Origin of the sequence: Geothermobacter hydrogeniphilus (assembly GCF_002898515.1) — a bacterium.
GTDB lineage: Bacteria > Desulfobacterota > Desulfuromonadia > Desulfuromonadales > Geothermobacteraceae > Geothermobacter_A.
Genome location: NZ_PPFX01000052.1, coordinates 1 through 22912 on the forward strand (window position 1 = coordinate 1; position 22912 = coordinate 22912).

24 protein-coding genes and 1 tRNA gene are annotated in these 22912 nt (G+C 55.5%); 8 read left to right on the forward strand and 17 right to left on the reverse strand.

What is annotated here, in order from left to right; all coding sequences use genetic code 11:
- Positions 1 to 124 precede the first annotated feature (124 nt).
- Entirely contained in the window at positions 125 to 727 is a 603-nt protein-coding gene (locus tag C2E25_RS15950) for an SIR2 family protein (RefSeq protein WP_269845124.1), read from the forward strand.
- A gap of 196 nt (positions 728 to 923) precedes the next feature.
- Positions 924 to 1184: a hypothetical protein gene (locus C2E25_RS15955; RefSeq protein ID WP_103116720.1), complete on the forward strand. Its 261-nt coding sequence runs from the start codon at positions 924 to 926 to the stop codon at positions 1182 to 1184.
- Positions 1185 to 1266: 82 nt separating this feature from the next.
- Here C2E25_RS15955 and C2E25_RS17575 read toward each other — a convergent pair whose 3' ends face one another.
- On the reverse strand, positions 1267 to 1437 hold the full coding sequence (locus C2E25_RS17575; RefSeq protein WP_158247299.1) for a hypothetical protein: 171 nt from the start codon (positions 1435 to 1437) through the stop codon (positions 1267 to 1269).
- 63 nt (positions 1438 to 1500) lie between these two features.
- Here C2E25_RS17575 and C2E25_RS15960 point away from each other — a divergent pair, with 63 nt between their 5' ends.
- The gene (locus C2E25_RS15960; RefSeq protein ID WP_103116721.1) at positions 1501 to 3021 is read left to right on the forward strand and encodes a type I restriction-modification system subunit M; all 1521 of its coding nucleotides are present in this window, start codon (positions 1501 to 1503) and stop codon (positions 3019 to 3021) included.
- A gap of 228 nt (positions 3022 to 3249) precedes the next feature.
- Here the strand turns inward: C2E25_RS15960 and C2E25_RS15965 are convergent, their stop codons facing one another.
- The 13 genes from C2E25_RS15965 to C2E25_RS16025 form a co-directional block, all read right to left on the reverse strand.
- On the reverse strand, positions 3250 to 3879 hold the full coding sequence (locus C2E25_RS15965; protein WP_103116722.1) for a tetratricopeptide repeat protein: 630 nt from the start codon (positions 3877 to 3879) through the stop codon (positions 3250 to 3252).
- A 182-nt stretch (positions 3880 to 4061) separates the two neighbouring features.
- A tRNA-Pro gene (locus C2E25_RS15970) sits at positions 4062 to 4138 on the reverse strand.
- A 172-nt stretch (positions 4139 to 4310) separates the two neighbouring features.
- Entirely contained in the window at positions 4311 to 4742 is a 432-nt protein-coding gene (locus tag C2E25_RS15975; protein WP_103116723.1) for an ACT domain-containing protein, read from the reverse strand.
- A gap of 28 nt (positions 4743 to 4770) precedes the next feature.
- Positions 4771 to 6081: a phenylacetate--CoA ligase family protein gene (locus C2E25_RS15980; protein ID WP_103116724.1), complete on the reverse strand. Its 1311-nt coding sequence runs from the start codon at positions 6079 to 6081 to the stop codon at positions 4771 to 4773.
- 113 nt (positions 6082 to 6194) lie between these two features.
- Positions 6195 to 7886 carry a Na/Pi cotransporter family protein gene (locus tag C2E25_RS15985; protein ID WP_103116725.1) on the reverse strand — a complete coding sequence of 564 codons (1692 nt, stop codon included), beginning with the start codon at positions 7884 to 7886 and terminating at the stop codon, positions 6195 to 6197.
- 227 nt (positions 7887 to 8113) lie between these two features.
- A complete protein-coding gene (locus C2E25_RS15990) occupies positions 8114 to 8752 on the reverse strand; it encodes a hypothetical protein (protein ID WP_103116726.1) in 639 nt (212 codons plus the stop codon).
- A 14-nt stretch (positions 8753 to 8766) separates the two neighbouring features.
- Complete coding sequence (locus C2E25_RS15995) at positions 8767 to 9240, reverse strand: Crp/Fnr family transcriptional regulator (protein ID WP_103116727.1); 474 nt, start codon at positions 9238 to 9240, stop codon at positions 8767 to 8769.
- Positions 9241 to 9247: 7 nt separating this feature from the next.
- A complete protein-coding gene (locus C2E25_RS16000) occupies positions 9248 to 9742 on the reverse strand; it encodes an OmpA family protein (RefSeq protein WP_103116728.1) in 495 nt (164 codons plus the stop codon).
- 2 nt (positions 9743 to 9744) lie between these two features.
- Entirely contained in the window at positions 9745 to 11202 is a 1458-nt protein-coding gene (locus C2E25_RS16005; RefSeq protein ID WP_103116729.1) for an OmpA family protein, read from the reverse strand.
- 395 nt (positions 11203 to 11597) lie between these two features.
- Complete coding sequence (locus C2E25_RS16010) at positions 11598 to 11879, reverse strand: HU family DNA-binding protein (protein ID WP_085011840.1); 282 nt, start codon at positions 11877 to 11879, stop codon at positions 11598 to 11600.
- A gap of 145 nt (positions 11880 to 12024) precedes the next feature.
- On the reverse strand, positions 12025 to 13254 hold the full coding sequence (locus tag C2E25_RS16015; protein WP_103116730.1) for a tetratricopeptide repeat protein: 1230 nt from the start codon (positions 13252 to 13254) through the stop codon (positions 12025 to 12027).
- 5 nt (positions 13255 to 13259) lie between these two features.
- Positions 13260 to 13826 (reverse strand): helix-turn-helix domain-containing protein, encoded by a 567-nt coding sequence (locus C2E25_RS16020; protein WP_103116731.1) that lies wholly within the window; start codon positions 13824 to 13826, stop codon positions 13260 to 13262.
- A gap of 58 nt (positions 13827 to 13884) precedes the next feature.
- A complete protein-coding gene (locus C2E25_RS16025; protein ID WP_103116732.1) occupies positions 13885 to 14484 on the reverse strand; it encodes a helix-turn-helix domain-containing protein in 600 nt (199 codons plus the stop codon).
- A 242-nt stretch (positions 14485 to 14726) separates the two neighbouring features.
- Here C2E25_RS16025 and bioB point away from each other — a divergent pair, with 242 nt between their 5' ends.
- Positions 14727 to 15716 (forward strand): biotin synthase BioB, encoded by a 990-nt coding sequence (gene bioB / locus C2E25_RS16030; RefSeq protein WP_103116739.1) that lies wholly within the window; start codon positions 14727 to 14729, stop codon positions 15714 to 15716.
- Positions 15703 to 16482 carry a dethiobiotin synthase gene (gene bioD / locus C2E25_RS16035; protein ID WP_103116733.1) on the forward strand — a complete coding sequence of 260 codons (780 nt, stop codon included), beginning with the start codon at positions 15703 to 15705 and terminating at the stop codon, positions 16480 to 16482. Before bioB ends, bioD begins: the two co-directional genes overlap by 14 nt.
- A 71-nt stretch (positions 16483 to 16553) precedes the next feature.
- On the opposite strand, the gene C2E25_RS16040 is transcribed toward bioD, so the two are convergent.
- Both C2E25_RS16040 and C2E25_RS16045 read right to left on the reverse strand, forming a co-directional pair.
- Entirely contained in the window at positions 16554 to 17186 is a 633-nt protein-coding gene (locus tag C2E25_RS16040) for a general secretion pathway protein GspB (protein WP_103116734.1), read from the reverse strand.
- Positions 17187 to 18212 (reverse strand): ExeA family protein, encoded by a 1026-nt coding sequence (locus tag C2E25_RS16045; protein WP_103116740.1) that lies wholly within the window; start codon positions 18210 to 18212, stop codon positions 17187 to 17189.
- Between the two features lie 225 nt (positions 18213 to 18437).
- Between C2E25_RS16045 and C2E25_RS16050 the strand changes: the two genes are divergently transcribed.
- The 3 genes from C2E25_RS16050 to C2E25_RS16060 are packed head-to-tail and all read left to right on the forward strand — an operon-like array spanning position 18438 to position 20621.
- The gene (locus tag C2E25_RS16050; protein ID WP_103116735.1) at positions 18438 to 18881 is read left to right on the forward strand and encodes an FKBP-type peptidyl-prolyl cis-trans isomerase; all 444 of its coding nucleotides are present in this window, start codon (positions 18438 to 18440) and stop codon (positions 18879 to 18881) included.
- 21 nt (positions 18882 to 18902) lie between these two features.
- A complete protein-coding gene (locus C2E25_RS16055; protein ID WP_103116736.1) occupies positions 18903 to 19427 on the forward strand; it encodes a hypothetical protein in 525 nt (174 codons plus the stop codon).
- Between the two features lie 15 nt (positions 19428 to 19442).
- The gene (locus C2E25_RS16060) at positions 19443 to 20621 is read left to right on the forward strand and encodes a GGDEF domain-containing protein (RefSeq protein WP_103116737.1); all 1179 of its coding nucleotides are present in this window, start codon (positions 19443 to 19445) and stop codon (positions 20619 to 20621) included.
- A 9-nt stretch (positions 20622 to 20630) separates the two neighbouring features.
- Here C2E25_RS16060 and rlmKL read toward each other — a convergent pair whose 3' ends face one another.
- Positions 20631 to 22763: a bifunctional 23S rRNA (guanine(2069)-N(7))-methyltransferase RlmK/23S rRNA (guanine(2445)-N(2))-methyltransferase RlmL gene (gene rlmKL, locus C2E25_RS16065; protein ID WP_103116738.1), complete on the reverse strand. Its 2133-nt coding sequence runs from the start codon at positions 22761 to 22763 to the stop codon at positions 20631 to 20633.
- Positions 22764 to 22912: the final 149 nt, after the last annotated feature.

The window sequence follows — 22912 nt, forward strand, 5'->3', positions numbered from 1 at the left end:
AGGGGACTTTCAGTCCCCGAGAAACCTATGCACTTTCAGTGCATAGTGGTTTAGTTCTGAAAAAGTACAGAATTTAAGGCCAAATTTCATTCACGAAAGCTTAGCCACTTTACCGATTAAAGAGATTCTAACAACAAATTATGAATTTACATTGGAAAAACCTGCCTTAAATAAATCCGTTAATCTTAAAAATTCTGGTGCCGTTTCCGAGCAAAAGTATAGTCTATTTCGCCAATTTGAAATTTCTGGAAAACGTTTTTGGCATATCCATGGTGACGCAAATCACCCACAATCAATTGCGCTTGGGTATGAACAATATTCTGGTTATCTTCAGAATATGCGAAACTATATGGTTTCTGGCACCAAAGATAACTACAAATCTATCAAGTTAGAGGCTTTAATCAAAAGGCTAAAGAGAGGGGATTATTCAATAACCAGTTGGATCGATCTATTTTTTAGCCATGACATCCATATCCTCGGCCTTGGATTGGACTTTGTGGAAATCCACTTGTGGTGGTTGCTGACTTACCGGGCAAGGGTCTTGAATGGTCACAAATTGTCACGCAGAAATAAAATATATTACTATTATCCCCGTAGCCGAGAAAAGGATGACAAAACAAAACTTAGATTTTTGAAAGCGTATGGTGTTGTCCTAAGGGATTTTGATGACACCCTCGGGAGGGAAAGTTATTACAATCAGATATTAAAGAAACTCGAAAGCGTGTAACGGGGTCAGACATGTGGAGAATGGAGTCAGGCATGCAAGGTTGGGGCTAACGGGGTCAGGCGCGCAAGGTTGCAAACTTAAATCTGAAGTGAGGATTGCTCATTACTGACCAGTAAACGAAACCAATTCAAACTCGTTAAATGGTGGCATCCAAGGGCGCAAGATAATCTCATTATCGTTTGAAACAACGGAAACCATGACCCCAGCAGACCGCTACGACACAACACACTACCCCGAAGACCAGTACGAACCTGGCTCCAACGGCACAGTGCTGAAAAACCTGCCAGGGATCAGGAACAGGGAAGATCTGGAACGTGTCGAAGAGGTGCAATTTGAGCTGCTGATGGAAGAGGCCATTGCCCGCTTTGACAGCGATCACCGGTTCACCACGCAGGATATCCTCTGGCTCCACAAATTCTGGCTGGGCGAGATTTTCGTGGCGAGTCCCGGGAAATAGGGGGGGGTAACGTAGGGGCAATTCATGAATTGCCCCTACAGAAGGTAATTGGGGAATGTATCGGGTGGCGCCGACAAGGAACTCACTGGTTCAGGATAAAATCAGGCGACTCTTCCCTGACAACGGAAGCTTCATCATCCCTGACAACGATCCCTTCAAGGGCAAAAGACGAACGCAGGGAACGCTGCAACAGGCGCTTGCGCTGGGCCGGATTTTTCAGGTAGGAGTTGGTTTCCAGAAGTGTCTTTTTCATGCTGAAATTATACCGAATATTGCGATAAAAAGAACTGAAAAAACAACAATATAAGGATTGTCAATGACCCCGGCAGCAATCGTATCCAAACTCTGGAATTTCTGCAACGTCCTGCGCGACGACGGCATGAGTTACGGCGACTACGTCGAGCAGCTCACCTATCTGCTCTTCCTCAAGATGGCCGACGAGCGCACCCGGCCGCCGTACAACCAAAAGAGCAATGTCCCGGCTGATTACGCCTGGCCGACGCTGGTCAAGAAGGACGGCGACGAGCTGTTCGACCACTACCGCCACACCTTGGAAGCCCTTGGTAACGAAAAGGGCCTGCTCGGGCTGATCTTCAACAAGTCGCAGAACAAGTTCCAGGACCCGGCCAAGCTGCGCCGCCTGATCGTCGATCTGATCGACCGGGAAAACTGGTCGGTGATGAGTGCCGACGTCAAGGGCGATGCCTACGAGGGGCTGCTGGAGAAGAACGCCCAGGACACCAAGAGCGGTGCCGGGCAGTATTTCACCCCACGTCCACTGATTCAGGCGATTGTCGACTGCATCGCGCCGAAACCGGGCGAAACCATCTGCGATCCGGCCTGCGGCACCGGCGGGTTTCTGCTGGCAGCGCATGACAGCATGGTTGACAACTTCCCGCACATGACCAAGGACGAGCGAAAAAAGCTCAAGGAGTGCACCTTCAAGGGCTGGGAACTGGTCCAGTCGACCGCGCGGCTGTGCGCCATGAACCTGATGCTGCACGGTATCGGCGGCACGTCTGCGCCCGAAGGGCAGGCAGGACCGGACAGCAACCTGCCGCTGGTGGTCGCCGACTCGCTGGCCGCCGATCCGGGGGATCGCTTCGATATCATCCTCACCAATCCCCCCTTCGGCAAGAAGAGCAGCACTACCATCGTCGCCGAGGACGGCAAGGTCGCCAAGGAGAAGGAAACGGTTGAGCGTGACGACTTCTGGGCCACCACCTCGAACAAGCAGCTCAACTTCATCCAGCACGTCAAGACCCTGCTCAGGCAGCATGGTCGCGCCGCAGTGGTGGTGCCGGACAACGTTCTCTTCGAAGGCGGGGCAGGGGAAACCATCCGCCGCAAGTTACTGCACGAGTGCAACGTCCACACCCTGCTGCGCCTGCCGACCGGCCTGTTCTACGCCCAGGGTGTCAAGGCGAACGTGCTGTTCTTCGATCGCAAACCGGCCTCTGAAACTCCCTGGACCAGGAAACTCTGGATCTACGACCTGCGCACCAACAAACACTTCACCCTCAAGACCAGCCCGCTTAAGCGCAGCGACCTCGACGAATTCGTCGAGCTTTACTCTGCCGGGACCCGCCAGCCGACCTGGTACGAAGAAAATCCGGACGGCCGCTGGCGCTGTTACGACTACGAAGAGTTGATCGTCCGCGACAAGGCCAGCCTCGACATCTTCTGGCTCAAGGATGACTCACTGGAGGATTCCGACAACCTGCCGGAGCCCGGGGTGATTGCGGCCGAGATTGTCCAGGACCTGGAGGCGGCGCTGGAGCAGTTTCGGTTGATTGCCGAAGACCTGGGGGAAGATCGGCCCGCAGAGATCGAATGATCCCCAGGATCACGTGTAGGGGCGCTGCTTGCCGCGCCCGGATTATGGTTGTGGGAGAAAGGGCGCAGCAAGCGACGCCCCTACACACTGCCATAATCATTGACGGGGGCAGGGCCTTCCAAATGAAATCTTCCGGTGCATCATCAGGCAAAACCAAAGTTTACATAATGATCATTATGCGACGTAAGTCGTGAAAGCGGTGAAATCAGGGAAGAATGTCCGCTGAGTTCAGCAACCCTTCTTCAGAGTATGTGCCCTGACGGGTCGTATCTTGAATAGCATGTCGGTAGCGGACTGATGGCATTGTTTGGCGGCAAGGGAAAGCCAGTACTCTGCATTGGATTGACTGGCGTGAACGAATTTGCCCTTCAGGTAGAATTCTCCGAGAGCGTACTGGGCATTGGGCTGCCCGAGGGCTGCGGCTTCAGCATACCAGCGATAAGCCTTGGCAAAATTTTTCGGGCGCCCTTCGCCGTACTCTTCCATGTGGCCGAGCATGTAGAGGCCTTCTTCCGATCCCATTTCCGCAGCGTGACTGTACCATCGTCCCGCCGCATCGAAACTGCGCGGCACACCACGCCCAAAATCATACATAAGACCTGCCTGAATCGCCGCCTCGCTGTTACCGGCCATAGCCGCCAGTGAAAAATTATCCAGCGCCAGGTCGAACTGCCCATTGTTGTAATATCTGGTGCCGCGTTCAAAATACTGGACGGTCGTAAACTCTTCTTCTATGGGAGGCGGACTTCGTCCGGTCAGTGCAAAGGCCTGGAATCCGAGTAACAGCAATCCGCCAACAAGAGCTGAACTCTTGCCGAATCTGCTGTAAATTCGAAAATACAGGTTGTTTGCAACCATGATTGCCAACCCAGCATCAGAAAAACGTTTATCATTCTTCTACATGCTAACCGAGTTGGTCATAAATGGCCATTGCTTAAACAGTTATTTTTTTGTTAGATTTCAACTGATGCGCAAGATAGAACCGTATTGAAAAATAAAAAAAGGGAAAACCTTGTAAAAGGCTTTCCCTGTGTGGTCAATGGTCGGGGCGAGAGGATTTGAACCTCCGACCCCCTGCACCCCATGCAGGTGCGCTACCAGGCTGCGCTACGCCCCGTCAACCAACTCGGCGGATTATCATGTATCGGCCCCCGAATGTCAAGCCAAAAAAACGTCTCGGGACAACCCGGCTGTCAAGGGAAAAGCTCCATGACTTTCACTAGTTGCAGATGCCACAAGACGAGTGTTCAGGAGTCGTGTTCCTGACCTGCAAAGGTTCAAAACAAACATCAGGTGTTTTGGAAAATTTCACTTTTAATCAGCTGAACGCCGGATTTCGGCAGGGTGGCCAGGGCTTTCTCAATATCGTCAAAACGAAAAATGATAATGGCACGCCCTCCCCTGCGGTCGACAAAAGCGTACATGTATTCAACATTGATGTCGGCCCGGTCGAGGATTTCGAGAATCTCGTTTAAGCCTTTGGGACGGTCGGGAACTTCAATCGCCACAACTTCGGTCTTGCTGACCGTGAACCCGTCCTGCCTGAGAATCGCCTGCGCCTTGTCGGTCTGATCAACAATCAATCGCAGAATGCCGAAGTCGGAGGTGTCAGCCAGCGACAGGGCGCGAATACTGATGTCGGCACCACCGAGCACTCGGGTCACTTCGGCCAGTCGCCCGGTCTTGTTTTCGATAAAGACTGAGATCTGTTGAACTTTCATCCTATGCTCCTCGCTTCAGGGCTGGATCTCAGGAGTCCAGGGATTTTCGTTTGTCAATGACCCGCACCGCCTTCCCTTCGCTGCGGGCAAGTGTCTTCGGCTCAACCAGGCGGACGCTGCAGGTGACACCGAGCAGATCCTTGATATCCTTCCGGATTCGCCGGGAAAGGTTTTGCATCTCCTTGATTTCATCAGAGAAGGTCTTTTCGTTGACTTCGACCTGCACTTCCAGGGTATCGAGATTCCCTTCGCGATCGACCACCAGCTGGTAATGCGGGTTGATGCCCTCGATATTGAACAGCACCGATTCGATCTGCGATGGGAACACGTTCACCCCGCGGATGATCAGCATGTCGTCGCTGCGTCCGCTCATCCGCTCCAGGCGCATGTGAGTCCGGCCACAGACGCAGGGTTCCGGCAGCAGTCTCGTAATATCCCGGGTCCGGTAACGAATCAGTGGAATCCCCTCTTTGGTGATGGTGGTGATCACCAGCTCACCGTGTTCGCCATGCGGCAGCACCTCGCCGGACTCCGGGTTGATGATTTCCGGAATGAAATGATCTTCCCAGATATGCAGACCATCCTGGGCCTCGATGCACTCGATACCGACGCCGGGGCCGAGGATCTCGGACAACCCGTAGATATCGATGGCCTTGATGCCGAGTTTCTGCTCAATCTCCTCGCGCATCTTTTCACTCCAGGGTTCAGCCCCGTGGATACCGACCCGCAGCTTGAAATTGCGGATATCGAGCCCCTCTTCCGCTGCCGCTTCGGCGAGAAAAAGACAGTAGGACGGGGTACAGGTCAGAACCGTTGAACCGAAATCCTGCATAATCATGATCTGTTTTTTGGTGTTGCCGCCGGACATGGGGATGACCGAAGCCCCGATCCGTTCGGCCCCGTAATGGGCTCCCAGACCGCCGGTGAAAAGCCCGTACCCGTAGGCGTTATGAATGACATCACCCTTGTCGGCTCCGGCGGCGGCAAAAGAACGCGCCATCAGTTCAGACCAGGTTTCGATATCGCGCCGGGTGTAACCGACCACGGTCGGTTTGCCGGTGGTTCCGGATGAGGCGTGGATGCGGACAATCTGCTCCAGGGGTACAGCAAACAGACCGTAGGGATAGTTATTCCGCAGATCCTGCTTGAGAGTAAAAGGCAGTCGCTGCAGATCTTTCAGCGACCGGATCTGGTCGGCGGAGACTCCGGCGCGGGCAAAATGCTGGCGATAAAAAGGCACGGTCGCCTGAACTCTCGCCACCGTTTGTTGCAGGCGTTTCAGCTGCAGGGCTTCAATCGCCTCGCGGGGCAGAGTTTCAAAATCATCATTCCAAATCATCCAATCCTCCCGATCAATAAATCAGCCACGGCTTTTGAAACTTTCAAAACCGGCTGACGCGGACAAGACGCCTTATCTCCGCTTCAGCCCGATGGATATCACATTCTGCGGCATTATTTCTTGCCGGCTACAGCCTGAGCGACATTAAAGGTATGATCACCGATCTTTTCAAAATTGTGCAGCATGTCAATAAAGATCAGACCCTGGGGCACCGCGCATTCACCGGTATTGAGGCGGGAGATATGTCCCAGCCGCAGCTGATTCTCCAGGCTGTCGATTCGATCCTCCAGGTAGAGAGCTTTTTCCAGCACGCTGCCGTCTTCCCGCTCCAGCGCCGACACCACGAACTGCAGGAACTCTCGACACCGGTTGCCGATATTGTCAATGTCGCCGATGGCGGTTTCCGAAAAGACGACTTTCTGCTCGATCTTTTTCTGTCCCAAGCGCCAGAGGTTCTCACAGTGGTCGCCGATTCGTTCAAGATCACTGACCATCTGCATCAGGGATGCGAGCTGGCGTGAGGTCTCCTGGGAAATCGACTTTTGCGACAAAGCGACAAGAAAATCTGTTATTTCCCGCTGCAGCAGATCGACCAGTTCTTCGCGTTTTTCCAGTTGCGGCACCCTTTTCAGATCATGGTCTCGGAGAAATTCAAGGGTTTCATCAACCATTTCCATGGCGACGTGGGCCATACGCCGGGTTTCGGATCTGGCCTGGCCGAGAGCAATCGGCGGCGTATTGAGAACCCTGCAGTCAATAAATTTGAGGTGGAATTCAAACTCCTCCTCCCGACCACGGATACAGAGAGTGCTGAGTTTGGCCAGCAGGCCGATCAGCGGAAGAAAAACAAGGGTGTTGACGATATTGAACAGGGTGTGGGTGTTGGCTATGTGACGGCTGATAAAAGGCTTGTCGCCGATGGCGACGCCAAAGTCGATGGCCTGTTGCTGAGTCCGGATGACAAAGTCGGCATCACCGGGCGTGATTTTATCAACCAGATGCATGAAGACCGGGAACAGCACCAGCATGTAGGCGACACCGATCAGGTTGAAGAGAAAGTGAGCGAAGGCGGTGCGCCGGGCCGCCAGGTTGGTTCCTATGGCGGCCAGGTTGGCGGTAATCGTGGTGCCGATATTCTCGCCGAGAATAAGCGCCATACTGGCTTCGAAACTGAGCAGACCGGAGGATGCAAGAGCGAGGGTGACGCCGATTGTTGCCGAACTGCTCTGAACAACAACGGTCATTACCGCACCGATCAGGACGCCAAGCAGATGGTTGTTCCCCACCAGAGTGAAAAACTGGTGAAATTCCCGGCTGGTTTTTATCGGGTCAAAGGCATGCTTCATGGTCTCCATGCCGAAAAAAAGCAGCCCGAAGCCGAGGATGATTTCACCCAGATAGGACCATTTTCTATGACGTGAAAACAACCGCATGCCGGCCCCGACACCGATCGCCGGCAGCGCCAGGTAGGAAACCTTGAAAGCAATGATCTGGGCGGTGATCGTGGTGCCGATATTGGCCCCGAGGACAACCCCGATCGACTGCACCAGGGACATCAGTCCGGCATTGACAAAACCGACAACCATAACTGTTGTCGCGCTGGAGGACTGAATAATGGCAGTCACCGCCAGGCCGACCAGGGTGCCGACAATACGGTTGTTTGTCAGCGCCGACAGAATTTTTCGCATCCTGTTGCCGGCGATTTTCTGCAGCCCTTCGGACATGGTCTTCATGCCGAACAGGAAGAGCCCCAGTCCTCCCATGAGTCCGAATATAAGATCTCGGTTCAACAGCAGTTCAAACATCGGACAAGAGCCTCCCCGCTCCAAAGGGAGCATGGCTTTTTACGCAACGGGTGCATGAAAACAGCCGTGATGCAATAAAAAAGTAGCGGGACCATGCAGTCGGACAAACAACAAGCGGACTTCGCGACCTCTGTGCAGGTTTAAACCGGACCGCCTATGACACCGGTGCCTGCGCATAAAAGCCGGAAGAATACGCGATAAAAATCGGGGTGACTATAACGAAAGGATCAGTTTTTTTCAACGCTGAAAGGAAAACTGAAATCGGGAGGTCCGGAGGAGGGAGTCCCAGGCATGTAAAGGCGAAGCTCAAAGGATTTCTTGTTGGTCAATTCAACGACAAAATACAACAGGCCCGAAATCTTGGCCCCCGGCAGGATGGCATCAACCGGCAGGGCCTGGGTAAAGATGTCCTGGGGATAGTTCTCCGCGTAGAAGGGACGTGCCGATTCAAAGGTCTGATTGCGGGAAGACGTCTCTTTGTCCTCCAGGTAATAGTAGCCGACATAGGGATAGGGAATCAGGTAGTTGGAATCTTTTTTAACGATCTGCTGAATCTGCGCCGGTGCGATGGGGCGGTACTGTTGCCCTTCCCCATCCACCAGAACAAAGGATTCAAGCGGAATCAGCAGTTCCTGGTCGCCGCCATTATCGAGAGTAACCTTGAATGACGTGATATTGTCGACCATGCGGTACGGGGCAACTTCAAGCTCCTGGATTCCGACCGTGACCTTGAGGTTATTCTTCTCTGCCGTAAGACTGTTGTCCTTGTTGAGCTGGTAACCGCGACCGGCCTGGGGGACAATTGACACGCTGCATCCGAAAAGGGGCAGCAAAACAAGCAGCAGAACAGGCAGCAAAAGTCTCATGGTCAGTCTCCAGTTCAGGATTTCTTTTTTCCCAGCGACCAGAGCAGCATGTCGCGAAATTCATCATTGTTGTCGCGGATGCGCTGACTGAACACGCGGATAATATTCCGCATCAATTTCATCCCCAGGCGGGGCTGTTCATCACAGAGAACCTCGAAATCCGTCTTTTTAATACAGAGCAGGCGGGCGTTTTCGGCAACCCTGGCCGTCGCCGAACGGGGAGAGCCGTCCAGAATGGCCATTTCGCCAAAAACGTCCTCGGGACCCAGCAGGACAAGGGTTTTCTCTTCCCCTTCAGCCAGCATCTTGGAGATTTTCACCGTACCGGACTGAATCAGGTAAAGCATCTCTCCTGGCATCTGTTCAACGAATATGGTTGCCCCTTCGGTCATGGCTTTTTCATGAAAGACCGTCGCCAGGGCCGCCATCTCGGCATCGGTCATTCCTTTGAAGAGAGAACTTTCTTTCAGTGCATTCAGATCGACCATGATCGCCCTAGTCCTTGCTGTCGTCGATAATCACCTTATCGACCTCGGCATCTTCCATATTTAGGAGGTTATCATAAAAAACAACCTCCACCCGTCGTTGCGCAACAACATCAAGAGTTGTTCCCCCGGCCACCCCGAGACCGATAAGATATCGAGTGGGGGGAAGATGGCGGACGGTTCGGAGGTAGTTTTCAACAGCCATTGCCCGTTTCATGGAAAGGTTGATGTTGGTCACTTCCGAGCCTTCGGGGCTGGAGAAACCCTCAAGCCGGACGACCTTCCGTTTGGGATTGACGTGTTTCAAACGCTCGACAAGCTGGTCAATGATATGCCGCGCGGATACTCCGAGTTCAGCACTCCCCAGGCTGAAGGGGATAACGGCAACAACTTTACGCGTGCCAAGAAAGTCTTCTACGCTGGGTTGGGCTGCCGCAGACAAGGAGGCACAAAGCAGACAGGCAGCAAGCACTCCCAAAAATACCAGACGCAGTTTCGCATTCATGTCTATTCCGCCTTCTTGACCAGAACAAGAATCTCAACCCGCCGATTTTTGCCCCGCCCTTCCGGAGTGTCATTGCCGGCAATCGGTTCGCTCTCGCCAAAACCCTTGACAAAAATACGGGAGGGATCAAAACCGTTATTGACAACCATCCCGGTGGCCGTCGAAATCGCCCGTTTGAGGGAGAGTTTTTCATTGTAGCGTTCCGACCCGATGCTGTCTGTATGGCCATCGAAGCGAATCACGAACCACTTGTCATCTTGCCGCAATTCGTCCGCGATGACCGCCAGCGCCTTGCGACCGGATTCGGTCAGCGAAAACTGGTCAAAGTCAAAGGTGAACTCGTCCATCTGGAACTTGCGGTAAACCAGTGTTTTCACGGGTTTGTTAATGATCGGCTTGCTCGGGATGGGAGGAGCCGCTCCCGCTACGGGAGAGACATTGAGAGCCTGCAGTTCCTCGGTATCGGGAATGACCAGTTGCTCGGAAGGCTCCAGAACCACCACCTCTTTTTTCGGCGGGACGGGAACTTCAAGCTTGCTGACCGGGGTGACGGCCAGGGGTTTGACAACCGGCGCGGAAACCGGAACCAGGGGGGTAAGAGTTTTTATCTTAACAACTTTTTTCGGTTTTTCCGGTTCCTTCTCTTCCGGCAGGGCCGGTTCAACCAGCTTGGGAATGGGGCGCTGATAGGTTCCTATCCCCTGGCAACCGGAAAAACCGGCGAGCAGCCGCCAGTCGGGAGTTTCGTCGGTCAGGCCGACTGAAGCGCCGAGATTGAGGGTGAAATGTGGCGAGATAAAATACTGGAATCCAACGGAAACTTCAGCATAGTCATCCCGTCCGGAAATTTTATTGGAACGCCACTCCCCTTCCGCGATCATGCGCAATCGACCGACGGGATAGAATTCAATGCCGGCCCCAGCGGTTGTCTGGTTGTCGTAGGTGACATTGGCCGGGTCATCCGTAAAGATATAACCGCCATTGGCATGGAACCCGACCCGGTCGAGCTTGAGACTGGCAATCACCCGGGTCGCGTAATCGGTCAGACCGTCAAAATTGGGGTCATCAGAAATGCTCCGCCGTCCTTCGCCTTCGAGCGCCATTTTGAAACGGGAGGAACGTTTGCCCAGAAACCTGATCTTGGCACCAAGGTTGGCGGTCCCCCTGCCGCTGACGGTTTCATCGTTGTTGAAAAGAAGATTCGGGTAAGTCCCGTACATTTCAAGAAAGGAACCGAGTCCGAGGGTGATACTGACCGGCATGATGTCCGCATCTTCGGTTTTACCCGAGGAGTAGTTGTTCCAGACGCCGAGACAGATATTCCCGGCATTCAGTGTTTCGGCTGTCGGTTGCGACAAAAGGCCTGTGTCACCATACTGGGTGGGTACCGCCACGGAAATCTGCGCTGAGATCAGCAGCAAAAAAACACTGCTGAAAATGGCTGACAAAACCTTCTTCATAACATCCCTTCCAGCTCAATCCTACCTAAGACAGATCGGCAGATTAATAACATTTCAATAGCTTGAAATCAATACGACCAGCCATCTCGACCGGCGGAACGTCCCAACGGCTCAACACTGACGGCAGGAAGACACACGACGACCATAAACACATGTAATCAAGAGTTGTGCCAAACGAGTCGGAGATCAAGGGCTTGACGATTCACCGCATCACCGCATGCTCTTTTCACCCCGCAGACCCCCTAACTTTCAGTATCGGCGCCCCTTTTTTCACAAATGGAGATAGAAGGACCTGGAAAAAGAGCGGACTGAGCCGCCCGGACAATAAAAAAGACCGGGGATAAAACCCCGGCCTTTCGGTGAAAAGACTTAGCCTGTAATTTGAGATGTCGCGATCAGTCAGGTGTGTTCACTCTTTCCCGCAGTTCCTTGCCGACCTTGAAAAAAGGAAGACGCTTGGGTTTGACCTTGATGATTTCACCTGTCTTGGGATTACGTCCGGTGTACGCCTTGTAATCCTTAACGACAAAACTGCCGAACCCGCGAATTTCAATTCGACCGCCATCCACCAGCGTTTTGGCCATCGAGTCAAAGATGAGATTAACGATCTCTTCAGATTTCTTGTATGTCAAATCTTTCGATTCAGCGAGTGACTCTACCAATTCGGACTTGTTCATTTTACCTCCTCGGGTCTGGTCACGGGAACATTGATCGTGTTCATCGGCCGTCCAGAAATGGAGCTACCAGCCTGAAATTAATGTAAAATATACAGGCATAAGGAGAAGTGTCAACCAAAGGAATTGGCTTTTTTACAAAATGGGGTCAAGTCTTTTCAAGGCTGCGGTGGATCTCCTCGCGCAATTCTTCCGACAAGCCTTCGGCAGTGGCAAGTTGATTGAGAAGTTTGATACCGTCTTTTCGCCATCCCCTCGCCAGATAGACCTGGCCTATCCGCAGCACCCAGCGGGGATTGTCCGGTTCCCGCCGGGCGGAGGACTTGAAGGATTCAAGGGCCTGGTCAAGATGTGTTCCGCGGCGCAACCAGAACTCTGCCAGAAGTGAATGCACCCCGCCGCCGCAACCCGCGGAAGAGAGCAGTCCGAGCGTTTGTTCAGCACGGTCATACTGATGTTGCTGCTCGTAGATAAAGGCCAGCATTTCCACGATATCAGGACTCCCCTCCCCGGCAGCCAGAGCCTTTTCCCCACACTCCACGACTTCAGGACCACGTCCCTCCTTCCAGGCCAGGCGGGCGCGGCAGGCCGCTATAAAACCGGCATTTCGGTCCGATTCCGGAATGCCGGCCAATCGCTCGTCGAGTCCGTCCACCGGATGGCCGGCCAGATGAATGTCCATCAGCGCATCCAGGGCCAGGCGATGATCCGGCATTTCGTCCAACACCTCGTACAACAAGGTGAGGGCCTCGTCAAAGTGACCGAGACGTGCCAGGGCGACCCCCTGTTCGTAACAGACAGAGGCATCTCTTTCCTCAGCTGGCAGGTCAGCAAAGAGGACACAGGCCTCTTCGTCCTGACCGGCATAGGCGGCCTGCAGAGCCTGCCGGAAAACGTCGGATTTTGCCCGGTAGGCGGCGGCCTGGTCTTCAGGAAGTCCGGCGAGCAGCAGATCCCAGTCATCGGTCTGCTGTGCCTGTTCGAGGACCGTCGGTTCGTCAGCGCAATCGGTACAAGTGGCATGCGCCGGGGCCGTCGCGGATGAAGATTCCATATCCGCTGACTCGTCCAGGTTCTGCGTCGAGACGGCCTGAACCGCTTCTCCCCCGGCGCCATACTGACGCGCCAGATCGAGGTGCTCGCGCCCGGCCTGGATATCTCCCTGGGCAAAGCGGGCCGCCGCTTCCTCCAGATTCATCTCGGCAAGGTTTTTTCTCGCCTCGTCCACCATGGCACTGACGGTTGGATTCCGGTCCAGTGTTTCAGGACTCAGCTCGGCGGCAGAGCTGACCACAACGGCCCATGCCTGCTGACGATAGGCATTTTCAATAACGACGAGAGGGTCTTTTTTGCTGAAGATTTTTTTAAAAAAAGCCATGGTGATCAGATCGTTGTAAAGGGGGAGAGGGTCCAGATAACCCGCGCGTCATCCTCGCCGACATTGACCCAACGATGGGGCAGATGGGACTTGAAAGAGAGGCTGTCCCCGGCCTTGAGCAGATAGGTCTCGCGCCCGATGGTTACTTTCAGCCGCCCGTCCAGCAGGTAAATCAGTTCATCACCGGGATGATACATGTTCTCTTCCCCGCTCATCCCCCCCTTGGGGATCGTGCAGAGAAAGGACATGAACTGGGGGTCACGCAACCCCGAGGTAAATGATTCGGTCAACATGTTGCGTTCATCTTCATAGACGGTGGTATCCCTCCCGCCGGGCGCGGTATGAACGATTTCGTGAGTGGTGCTGACTTCCTCGACGAAATAGTTGATGCTTTTGCCGAAAACATTGGCCAGTTTCATCAGGATTTCGACCGACGGAATAGTCAGTCCGCGCTCAATCCGTGAAATCATGTTGGATGATACACGGGAGGATTCCGCCAGTTCCTGGATGGTCATATCCGACTTCAGTCGGATCGCTTTCAACTTCTTGCCGACAATTTTTTTGATTTTCATGGCCACCATGTTGATCGGGCAAAACAGCCCGGGCTGCGAAATTAGAACATACTTTTATTCAATCAGCAGAGACTTGAACCGTTTCAGCTGACGGCTGCGTAACATCAGGCGGGGGAGAAACAACCCACATGACCAGAGTACGGCCGGTGTGCAGATTAACCCAGCGATGTGGCAGTGACGCCTTGAAGACGATCGAGTCCCCCTCTTCAAGCAGGTAGCGTTGTTCTTCGATAAAGAACTCCATCCGTCCCTGCAGCACCAGGGCAAATTCTTCACCCATGTGAACCATGCCACCTTGACCGCTGTCGCAACCCTCTTCAAGGGTGTCATAGAACACCGCGAACCCGGGATCACGAAGCCCCTGTGTCAGGCTGGTTATCTGGTGTTTGTCTTCAAAAAAGAAAATCGGTTCGCCCTGCCCCTTGCGGGTGTGAACGATGGTGCTGCCGCGTTCGGCCTCCTCGACAAAATAGTTGATACTCATGCCGAAAGCGCCCGCCAGTTTCATCAGGATTTCCACGGACGGGATGGTTAATCCCCGCTCGATACGGGAAATCATGTTGGACGACACGCGGGAGGCTTCGGCCAACTCCTGAATGGTCATATCGTTCTTCAGCCGTGTTGCCTTGAGTTTTTTTCCGATCAGTTTTTTAACCATACAGCCAACCCCATGAAATGAACCTGTTTCGGAGACAATGCCCTGTTTTCAGGGTAGAAAATGAAATAGTGTTCTAACACTACCGAGGCGAGCTGTCAATAAGATATGAGAATATACGTACAAAAATGGTAATTTCCCGCCTCGACTGTCAACCGCGACGCAGTCCATGGTTGACAGTCGAGTGGTCCATGGGTATTTTGAGCCCATTCATGCGAGATAACAGGGAGAGAAAAATGAGCGGGATGGACGTCAATAACTGGTGGAAACTGGCCGAACGCTGCAAGGATGGAGAATGCCCGACCGAGGAAGAGGCCCTGGGCATACTCTCCGCCAGGGGAGCCGAACTGAGCGCAATTTTTGCCGGTGCCCACTGGTTGCGGGAAAGTCAGTTCGGCAATCGTGCCGAACTTTGCTCGATCATCAATGCCAAGTCAGGTCGCTGCCCGGAGAACTGCGCGTTCTGTGCCCAGTCCGCCCACCACCAGACAAACACCCCGGTCTACGACCTGAAATCGGTCGCCGAAATCCTCGCCGGGGCACGGCAGGCGGAGCGTGAAGGATCTCACTGCTACGGTATCGTCACCTCGGGAACACGTATTTCTCCCGGCCGGGAGATGGAACAGATCCTTACCGCGTTGCGGCGCATCCGTGAAGAGACCCGTATCGCACCCTCAGCGTCGCTGGGGATCCTTGACCGGGAAACGGCGGACATGCTGGCAGGGGCCGGTTGCGTCACCTATCATCACAACCTCGAAACTGCCCGCAGCTTCTTCCCGCAGATCTGCACCAGCCATGATTATGAAGATGACGTCCAGACCGTGCGACTGGCAAAAGCCGCCGGAATGAAAGTCTGTTGCGGAGGGATTTTCGGACTGGGCGAGTCGCTGTCGCAGCGTATTGAACTCGGGCTCACCTTGCGCGAACTCGAGGTCGACTCGGTCCCGCTCAACTTCCTCAATCCGATTGAGGGAACACCGCTGGCCGGTCAGCACCAGCTTTCACCGATGGACTGTCTACGGATCATTGCCCTGTTCCGCTACCTGATGCCCGACCGGACCATCAGTGTATGCGGTGGTCGGGAACCCAATCTTCGAGAGTACCAGTCCTGGATTTTCATGGCCGGCGCCAGCGGCACCATGGTCGGCAACTACCTGACCACCAGCGGCCGCAACCGTGAAATTGACCTGCAGATGTTTCGTGACGGGGAGATGGAAATCGATGGCTGCTGCTAACCGGGCGGGTATTTTCATCACCGGCACCGATACCGGTGTCGGCAAGACCCTGGTGGCGGCCGTTCTGGCCCGTTTCCTGGCCGAACGGGGGTTGCGCGTGGGCGTCTGCAAACCGATTGAATCCGGCGTCGCCAATCCCGCCGAGCTCGGCCCTGATGCCGGCCTGTTGAAGTGGGCCGCCGGCAGTTCGGAAACCGATGACCTCATTTCCCCCTACCGTTTCTCCGCGCCCCTGTCACCGGACCAGGCGGCAAAACTGGAAAACTGTAGAATTGACTTCAACAAAACAGCAGAAGCTGTTGATTCTATAACTAAAAAATGTGATTTCACAATCATTGAAGGGGCCGGTGGCCTGATGGCCCCCCTGGCCGGGGGGCTGCTGGTCGCCGACCTGGTGAAACAACTCGGTTTCCCGTTGCTGGTGGTGGCCCGCACCGAACTCGGTACCATCAACCATACCCTGCTGACGACCTTCGCCGCCCGCGCCATGGAGATTCCGACAGCCGGCATCATTCTCAGCGGCATGCCCGAAACTCCCGATCAGGCGCAACAGAACGCGCCTCACGCGCTCGCTTCCCTGGCCTCCTGCGGAGTACTGGCATGTCTCCCCAGGGTTGACGGCAGTGAACAGCAGAAGGTTCAATCGCTGGCGCAGATCCTGGCATCAAGCCCGACCCTGCCCTGGCTGCTCAGCGCCCTCAACCTCACTCCGCAGGCTGCTGAAAAAAATGCCCGGAGGCAAGGCGTCCGTAACCCTGGGGAATAAGGACGTAGCGGAAGGTACGGTTGACGCGAGGGGGAGGACAACGCCGCAGATAGACGTTTTTCATCCGCCTGTCAGGGTTTCTCCACCCAGACCCGGTAGCCGTGCAGATCGAGAATCGCCCCGTCAGGAATGATCTGCGACACCGATACCCCCGGCTGCAGAATCTCTCCCTGGTGAAGGTTCCGTCCGTTGATCCGAATCATGCTGCGTCCCGGCCGGCTCGAATAATAATGGAGGGTCATCTCCAGACCGGCGACGTTTCCGGCAATTCCGGACGGCAATTCCGAAAAAAGGTAGAGTTTCTTTTCCGCCTCGGCAGGTCGGGGAACCGGAGCGGACATAACCTCTCCACTGTCGGTTGGCTGCGGATGCGTAACCCCGGTGGCCGGCAGAACAGGTTCGGTGATCGGGGAAACCGGGTCGACACTATGCTGCGACAACCCGCCTTGCGGAACGATCCGAGTAGCCGGGGAATGATCCGGAGAGAATCCGTCGACATCGGCACCGGTGTCCTTTTTCGGCATCACGAGGAAGAGCGTCAGGCCGGCAAGACACAGACCGAAAAAAACCAGCAGCAGCCAGAATCGCCAGGGTCGGGATTTTCCGGGCTGTTTGTCCGCAACGGACCCGAGGCCCGGGATATCCGAGTGTTGCGTCCGTCGCTTCTGTTCCGATTTTTTCAGGCTGTCAAGAATGTAGCTCACTCAGCATACCTCCTCGACAACCGGAAACAGCTCATGCCACCGGTCAGAATCCTCCGGGATGGTGGCCGGCGACAGGCAGCCGGTATGAATTGACGTTGTCGAGGTCAATCCCGGCAGGGGTCGTCCCTTGAAAAAATTGTGTACGATCAATCCGAGAACCACGACCAGCGCCAGGGCCAGCAGACAGTTGATCCAGACCAGCAGGCGGCTCTCCTGCTTTTCTCCCCGCAACTCGGAAGCGGCCTGCCTGAGAATGCGGCGACCGACCATCGATTGCTTTTCAACCGAGGCCCCGAGCAGCGCGCGGTCACAGACCAGGTTGATCAGGCGCGGGATACCGCCGGTCAACCGGTAAAGAGACCGCAACGCCGAGGAGCTGAACAGGGGCCGTTCAACTCCGGCCCGCGACAGCCGGTGCTGCACGTAGGCGGGAATCTCGCGGGGCAAAAGAGGACCGAGATGATAACGGGCGGTAATTCGCTGAGACAGCTGGCGCAAGTTTTTCCCGGCCAGTATCTCGCGCAGCTCCGGTTGTCCGAGCAGAATGATCTGCAGCAGTTTTTCCCGGTTGGTTTCGAGGTTGGTCAGTAGCCGTAATTGCTCCAGCACCTCGGCTTTCAGGTTCTGGGCCTCGTCGATGATCACCACCGGGTTGCGCCCTTCGGCGTGGGCTTGCAGCAGGTAGGCGTTGATGCGGTCAACCAGGGGCTTGACCGAGAGGATGCCGGAGGGGCGGGAAATACGGAATTCATCGCAGATGCTGGCCAAAAGCTCGACCGCCGTCTGTCGTGGATTGACAATGAAGGCGACCAGGCACTCTTCCGGCAACTGCTCCAGGAAGCAGCGACAGACAGTGGTTTTACCCGTCCCGACTTCACCGGTCAGAAGGACAAAACCCCCTGGACGGCGCACCCCGAAAAGCAGATGCGCCAGGGCTTCCTGATGCTGGTTGGACATGAACAGATAACGGGGATCAGGCGCGATAGAAAATGGATCCTCCCGAAACCCGAAATAATCTTTATACATAAATACACTCACAAACCCATTGATGGCACCGAAACCTTTGTCATCATAACAAGTTTTCAACTCATCCTCAATCTATGCCCGCTTCGGCCCGATCCATGACTGCAGCCATGAGAGTCCGGATACCGGGAGCAGGTAAAAACAAAGCTCCCGGGGAGTTGACAGTCGGCAGCATCCAAGCTAGGTTCAGCCTGAATCGACAACCCCTCAGAGAATGAAAGGCCTCCCATGTTCAAGGCGGAAAAAGGTGATACCGTAACTGTCAACTACATCGGCAAACTTGCCGATGGAACCCTCTTTGACAGCTCCGAAGGCAAGGAACCGTTGAAATTCATCATCGGCCAGCAGGAGGTTATCGCCGGATTTGACCGGGCTGTCACAGGCATGGTCACCGGAGAGAAAAAAACCGTGACCATCTCTCCGGACGACGGCTACGGCCCCTACCATGAAAAACTGATTGAAACCGTGGAACGCTCCCTGCTGCCGGACGATCTTGAACTTGTGGTCGGCGGACAACTGGAGGTGACCCGCGAAGACGGACAAGTCATACACTTTTTCATCAATGATCTGAGTGACAGCACCGTCACCCTTGATGCCAACCATCCGCTGGCCGGCAAGGAACTGACCTTCGAGATCTCGATGCTGAACATCCAGAAACGCCCGGCGGTCTGAGTCGAAGCGGATCTCCTGAAGATGCGGAATCTTCTCAAACGCACCTGTTTCTGCCTGTGCCTGATGGCCGCGACCTGCCTTCCCACGGCAGCCGAGTCGGTCCAGGAGAATGCGCGTTTCAACGTCCACAAGGGAGACCAGGGCCAGGCTCCGCGCGAGAGCCTGCTCGATCTGACCTTCGGCTCACCGCGCAAACTCGCGACCGAGAGAGGCATCCTGATCATCGATGCGTTCTTCGATGCTGACGGCGACATGCGGCACGGTCCGGACGAAGACACGCTTTCGGGCGAGATCAAGTGCACCCTGGATGATATCGATTATTCGATTCCGGCCTTTATTCCCGGGCTCGACTATCAGGAAACTTACGAACTGTCATGCCAGGGAAATCGCTACAACCCCCAGGTCAATGAAGACCTGGTCTTCATCCGCAAACGGGGACAGGTCATCCAGGTCGATCTGCCCTGCCGGCTGCGAACTGCCACGGACGAAAACCCGGACCGGCAGGATGCTGCGTCGGGGTCGAATCATAAAACAGCGGTCAATTAGCAACCTTCCGCTCCGATGATCTCCCTTCTGCTCCCAACCCTGCTCAGCTTCGGTTCTGGCCTGCTGCTTGTTTTTTCATCGCCCGCCCGTCGTCTCTGCGACCCCTTTCTGCCCTTTTTGCCCTGGCTGGTTCTGGTCTGTGGCCTGTTTCTCGCCTGGCGCTTCAATCGCAGTCGACTGGCCTGGACCCTGCTGCTGTTGACGGCAGCAACAATTTTCCTGCAGTTCAGTGGGGTGGGACAACAAATGGCATTGAACCTGTGGCTGCCGCTGCTGCCATTGTCCCTGCTGATCATTCTGCTGTTGCCGGAAAAAGGTTTTTTCACCATGGCCGGCATGGCGCGACCCCTGTCGCTGATGCTGCTGGGTGGGGCGGCCGCCCTGTTTCAGCAGCTGTTTCCAGACTTTGCCCGCCAGCTGGCGGGCATGCACCCCGTTGCCTGGTTGCACCCCGGTTTCATTCCGTCACTGCCGATTGTGCTGGCTTTTGGCGGCAGTTTGCTGATCAGTGCCATCTGGTGCTGGCGACACCCGGAGCCCCTGGAAACGGGATTGCTGACAACGCAGCTGCTTTCCCTTCCCGCTCTGTTTCACCCTTCACCGTTGACTGCCGCAACCTGGTTCGGGCTGGCCGGCCTGGCGCCGACCCTGGCAATTGTCGAAATGTCGCTGCAGATGGCTTTTCGCGATGAATTGACCGGCCTGCGTGGTCGCCGTGCCCTCAACGAAAGCCTGCAGCGTCTCGGGGCCCGTTATTGCGTGGCGATGCTCGATATCGATCACTTTAAAAAATTCAACGACCGGCATGGCCATGATGTCGGTGACCAGGTGTTACGCATGGTTGCCGCCCGCCTCGCGGGCGTGGGTGGAGGGGGACGACCATTCCGCTACGGCGGCGAAGAATTCGCCATTCTTTTTCCGGGGCGCGGGCTGGATGAATGCCTCCCCAGGCTGGAAGAACTGCGCAGGGAGATCGAAGCTGCCCGATTCACGGTTCGTCGGCGCTATCTGCGTCCGAAAAAACGACCACAGCATCCGAAACCGGCCGGTAACCGCAATCCGCAGCTCAAGGTCACGGTCAGTATCGGGGTCGCGCAGCGACAGCGTTCCATGGATCCGGGGATGGTGATCAAGGAAGCAGACAAGGCTCTCTATCGGGCCAAGAAAGCGGGACGGAACCGGGTCTGCCGGTAGTTCTGCCCCTTACCCCCGATGACGCAACAGCCAGCAGCGGTGAGCTGGCGGTTTGCGGTTGAAGTCCTCGCTTCGGGTCTTCTCGGTCCAGTCCTCCACCTGCCAAAGCTCCGTGGCTCTCTCGTCCAGTTGAAAATTACGCCGGTTGGTTGAAAAAACAAGACGGCCATCCTTCGTCAAACGCGCCATGGCCAGTCTCAGCAACTGCAGGTGATCTTCCTGGATATCGAAATGTCCCCTGAACCGCTTGGAGTTGGAAAAGGTCGGAGGATCGAGAAAAATCAGGTCGAAGCTGGATTTCTCCCGCTGCAGCCAGTCGAGACAATGCGCCCGCAGCAACTGGTGACGGCGCCCGTGAAAACCATTCAGCCGCAGGTTGCGACCGGCCCAGTCGAGATAGGTCTGGGAGAGATCGACGCTGGTGGTCGATTCGGCACCGCCGGCGGCGGCATAGACACTGGCGCTGCCGGTATAGCAGAACAGGTTGAGAAAACGTTTTCCCGCCGCCATGTCGCGAAGCTTCTCGCGGGTCAGGCGCTGGTCGAGAAACAGCCCGGTGTCGAGATAATCATGCAGATTGACCCAGAAGCTGAGCCCGGATTCCTTAACCTGGTGAAATTCGTCCCGGGTTGAACGACGCTCATATTGCCGGCTGCCCTTCTGCCTTTGGCGCTGTTTGCAGACAACGTTTTCGGCCGGAACATCCAGCTCGTCGAGAATGACGTCAATGGCCGCTTCGAAACGGGCTTCGGCGAGCCGTCCATCGACACGTGCCGGCGGACGGTATTCCTGGACATGCAGCCAGTCCTGGTAACGATCGACAGCCAGGGCAAACTCGGGGAGGTCGCGATCGTAGAGGCGATAGCAGCTCACCCGGCTGCGCCGTGCCCACTTGCCGATCCGACGGAGATTTTTACGCAGCCGGTTGCGGAACATTTCCGCCTGCCGGACCGCCTGTTGTCGGACCGGATCGGTGTCGGCAGAGACCCTGAGTTCGGGAATCAGCTCAAACTGGTAAAAGCGACATTCCAGGGGACCGTTCATCACCCGCGTGCTGCGTCGGGCACGGAACCCGACCTGTCTGGCGAGGTCGGCATCACTGGTCAGCAGCCCGGCCTGCCAGCCTGGAAGCCGTTGCCAGAACTCCCCGATTTGCCGATAGAGTCGTTTAAGAACCAGGTGGTCGCCGAGGCGTTCGCCATAGGGTGGATTGATGATGCACAATCCCTTTTCCTGGTCCAGTTGCTCAGCCGTCGCGGCGGTGAGCGCGGCGGTTTTCACCCTGATACGATTTTCCAGACCGGCCTGCAGGACAGCCTGCCGGGTACGTCCGACAGCCGCGGCATCCTGATCGAATCCGGTAATAAAGGGGATTTTACGACATCCGGCGGCGGCCCGCCGCTTCGCTTCCTGCAGCAACCGCAGCCAGACCTCCTCCTGATGTTGCTTCCAGCGCATGAAACCAAAAGATTCCCGACCGAGACGCGGCGCCAGGTCGCCGGCCATGGCCGCGGCTTCCAGCAGAAAGGTCCCTGAACCGCACATCGGATCGACCAGCCCGCCGCCCTTCGCGGCAATCTCCGGCCAACCGCTGCGCAGCAACAGGGCCGCAGCCAGGTTTTCCTTCAACGGTGCTTCGGTTCCGGCGATGCGATAGCCACGCCGATGCAGGCTGCCGCCGCCGAGATCGAGATAGAAAAATGCCCGGTTTTTCTCCAGGTAGAGATGAAAACGACAATCGGGCGTTTCGGGGTCAACATCGGGACGACGTGATTCCAGATCCCGAAAGCGGTCGACAACGGCATCTTTGAGGCGCAGAGCGGCGAAGCGACTGTTCTCCAACAGGCTGCGGCGGGTCGTGCAGCTGACAGCAATGCTCTGTTCGACACTGACATGATCTTCCCAGGGAAGCTGCCGGGCCGCCAGGTAGAGCTGCTGCTCATTGTCCACCTCTGCCTCACCGAGCAGCAGCAGGACACGGGTCGCCAGCCGCGACCAGAGGCAGATCCGGTAGCTTGTCTCCAGGGACGCCCGGCAGGAGATACCGGCCTGGGTCAGGGCTATTTCTTCAGCCCCGAGTTCCGCCAGTTCCTGCTTCAGAAGTTCTTCCAGTCCCCCCGGGACGGTTATGAAAAGTTTCATTGAGTTTTTCCACCAGGGAAAGTTGACGCAAAAGAAGCGCCACGCACTACCGATGAAGGGCGAGGGTTTTTCTTTACGCTGATCAGGCTCATACCCTCACCACCGTCTCGAGGCGCTGGATTTTTTATCAAATCAAGGCGCAGTCTCGA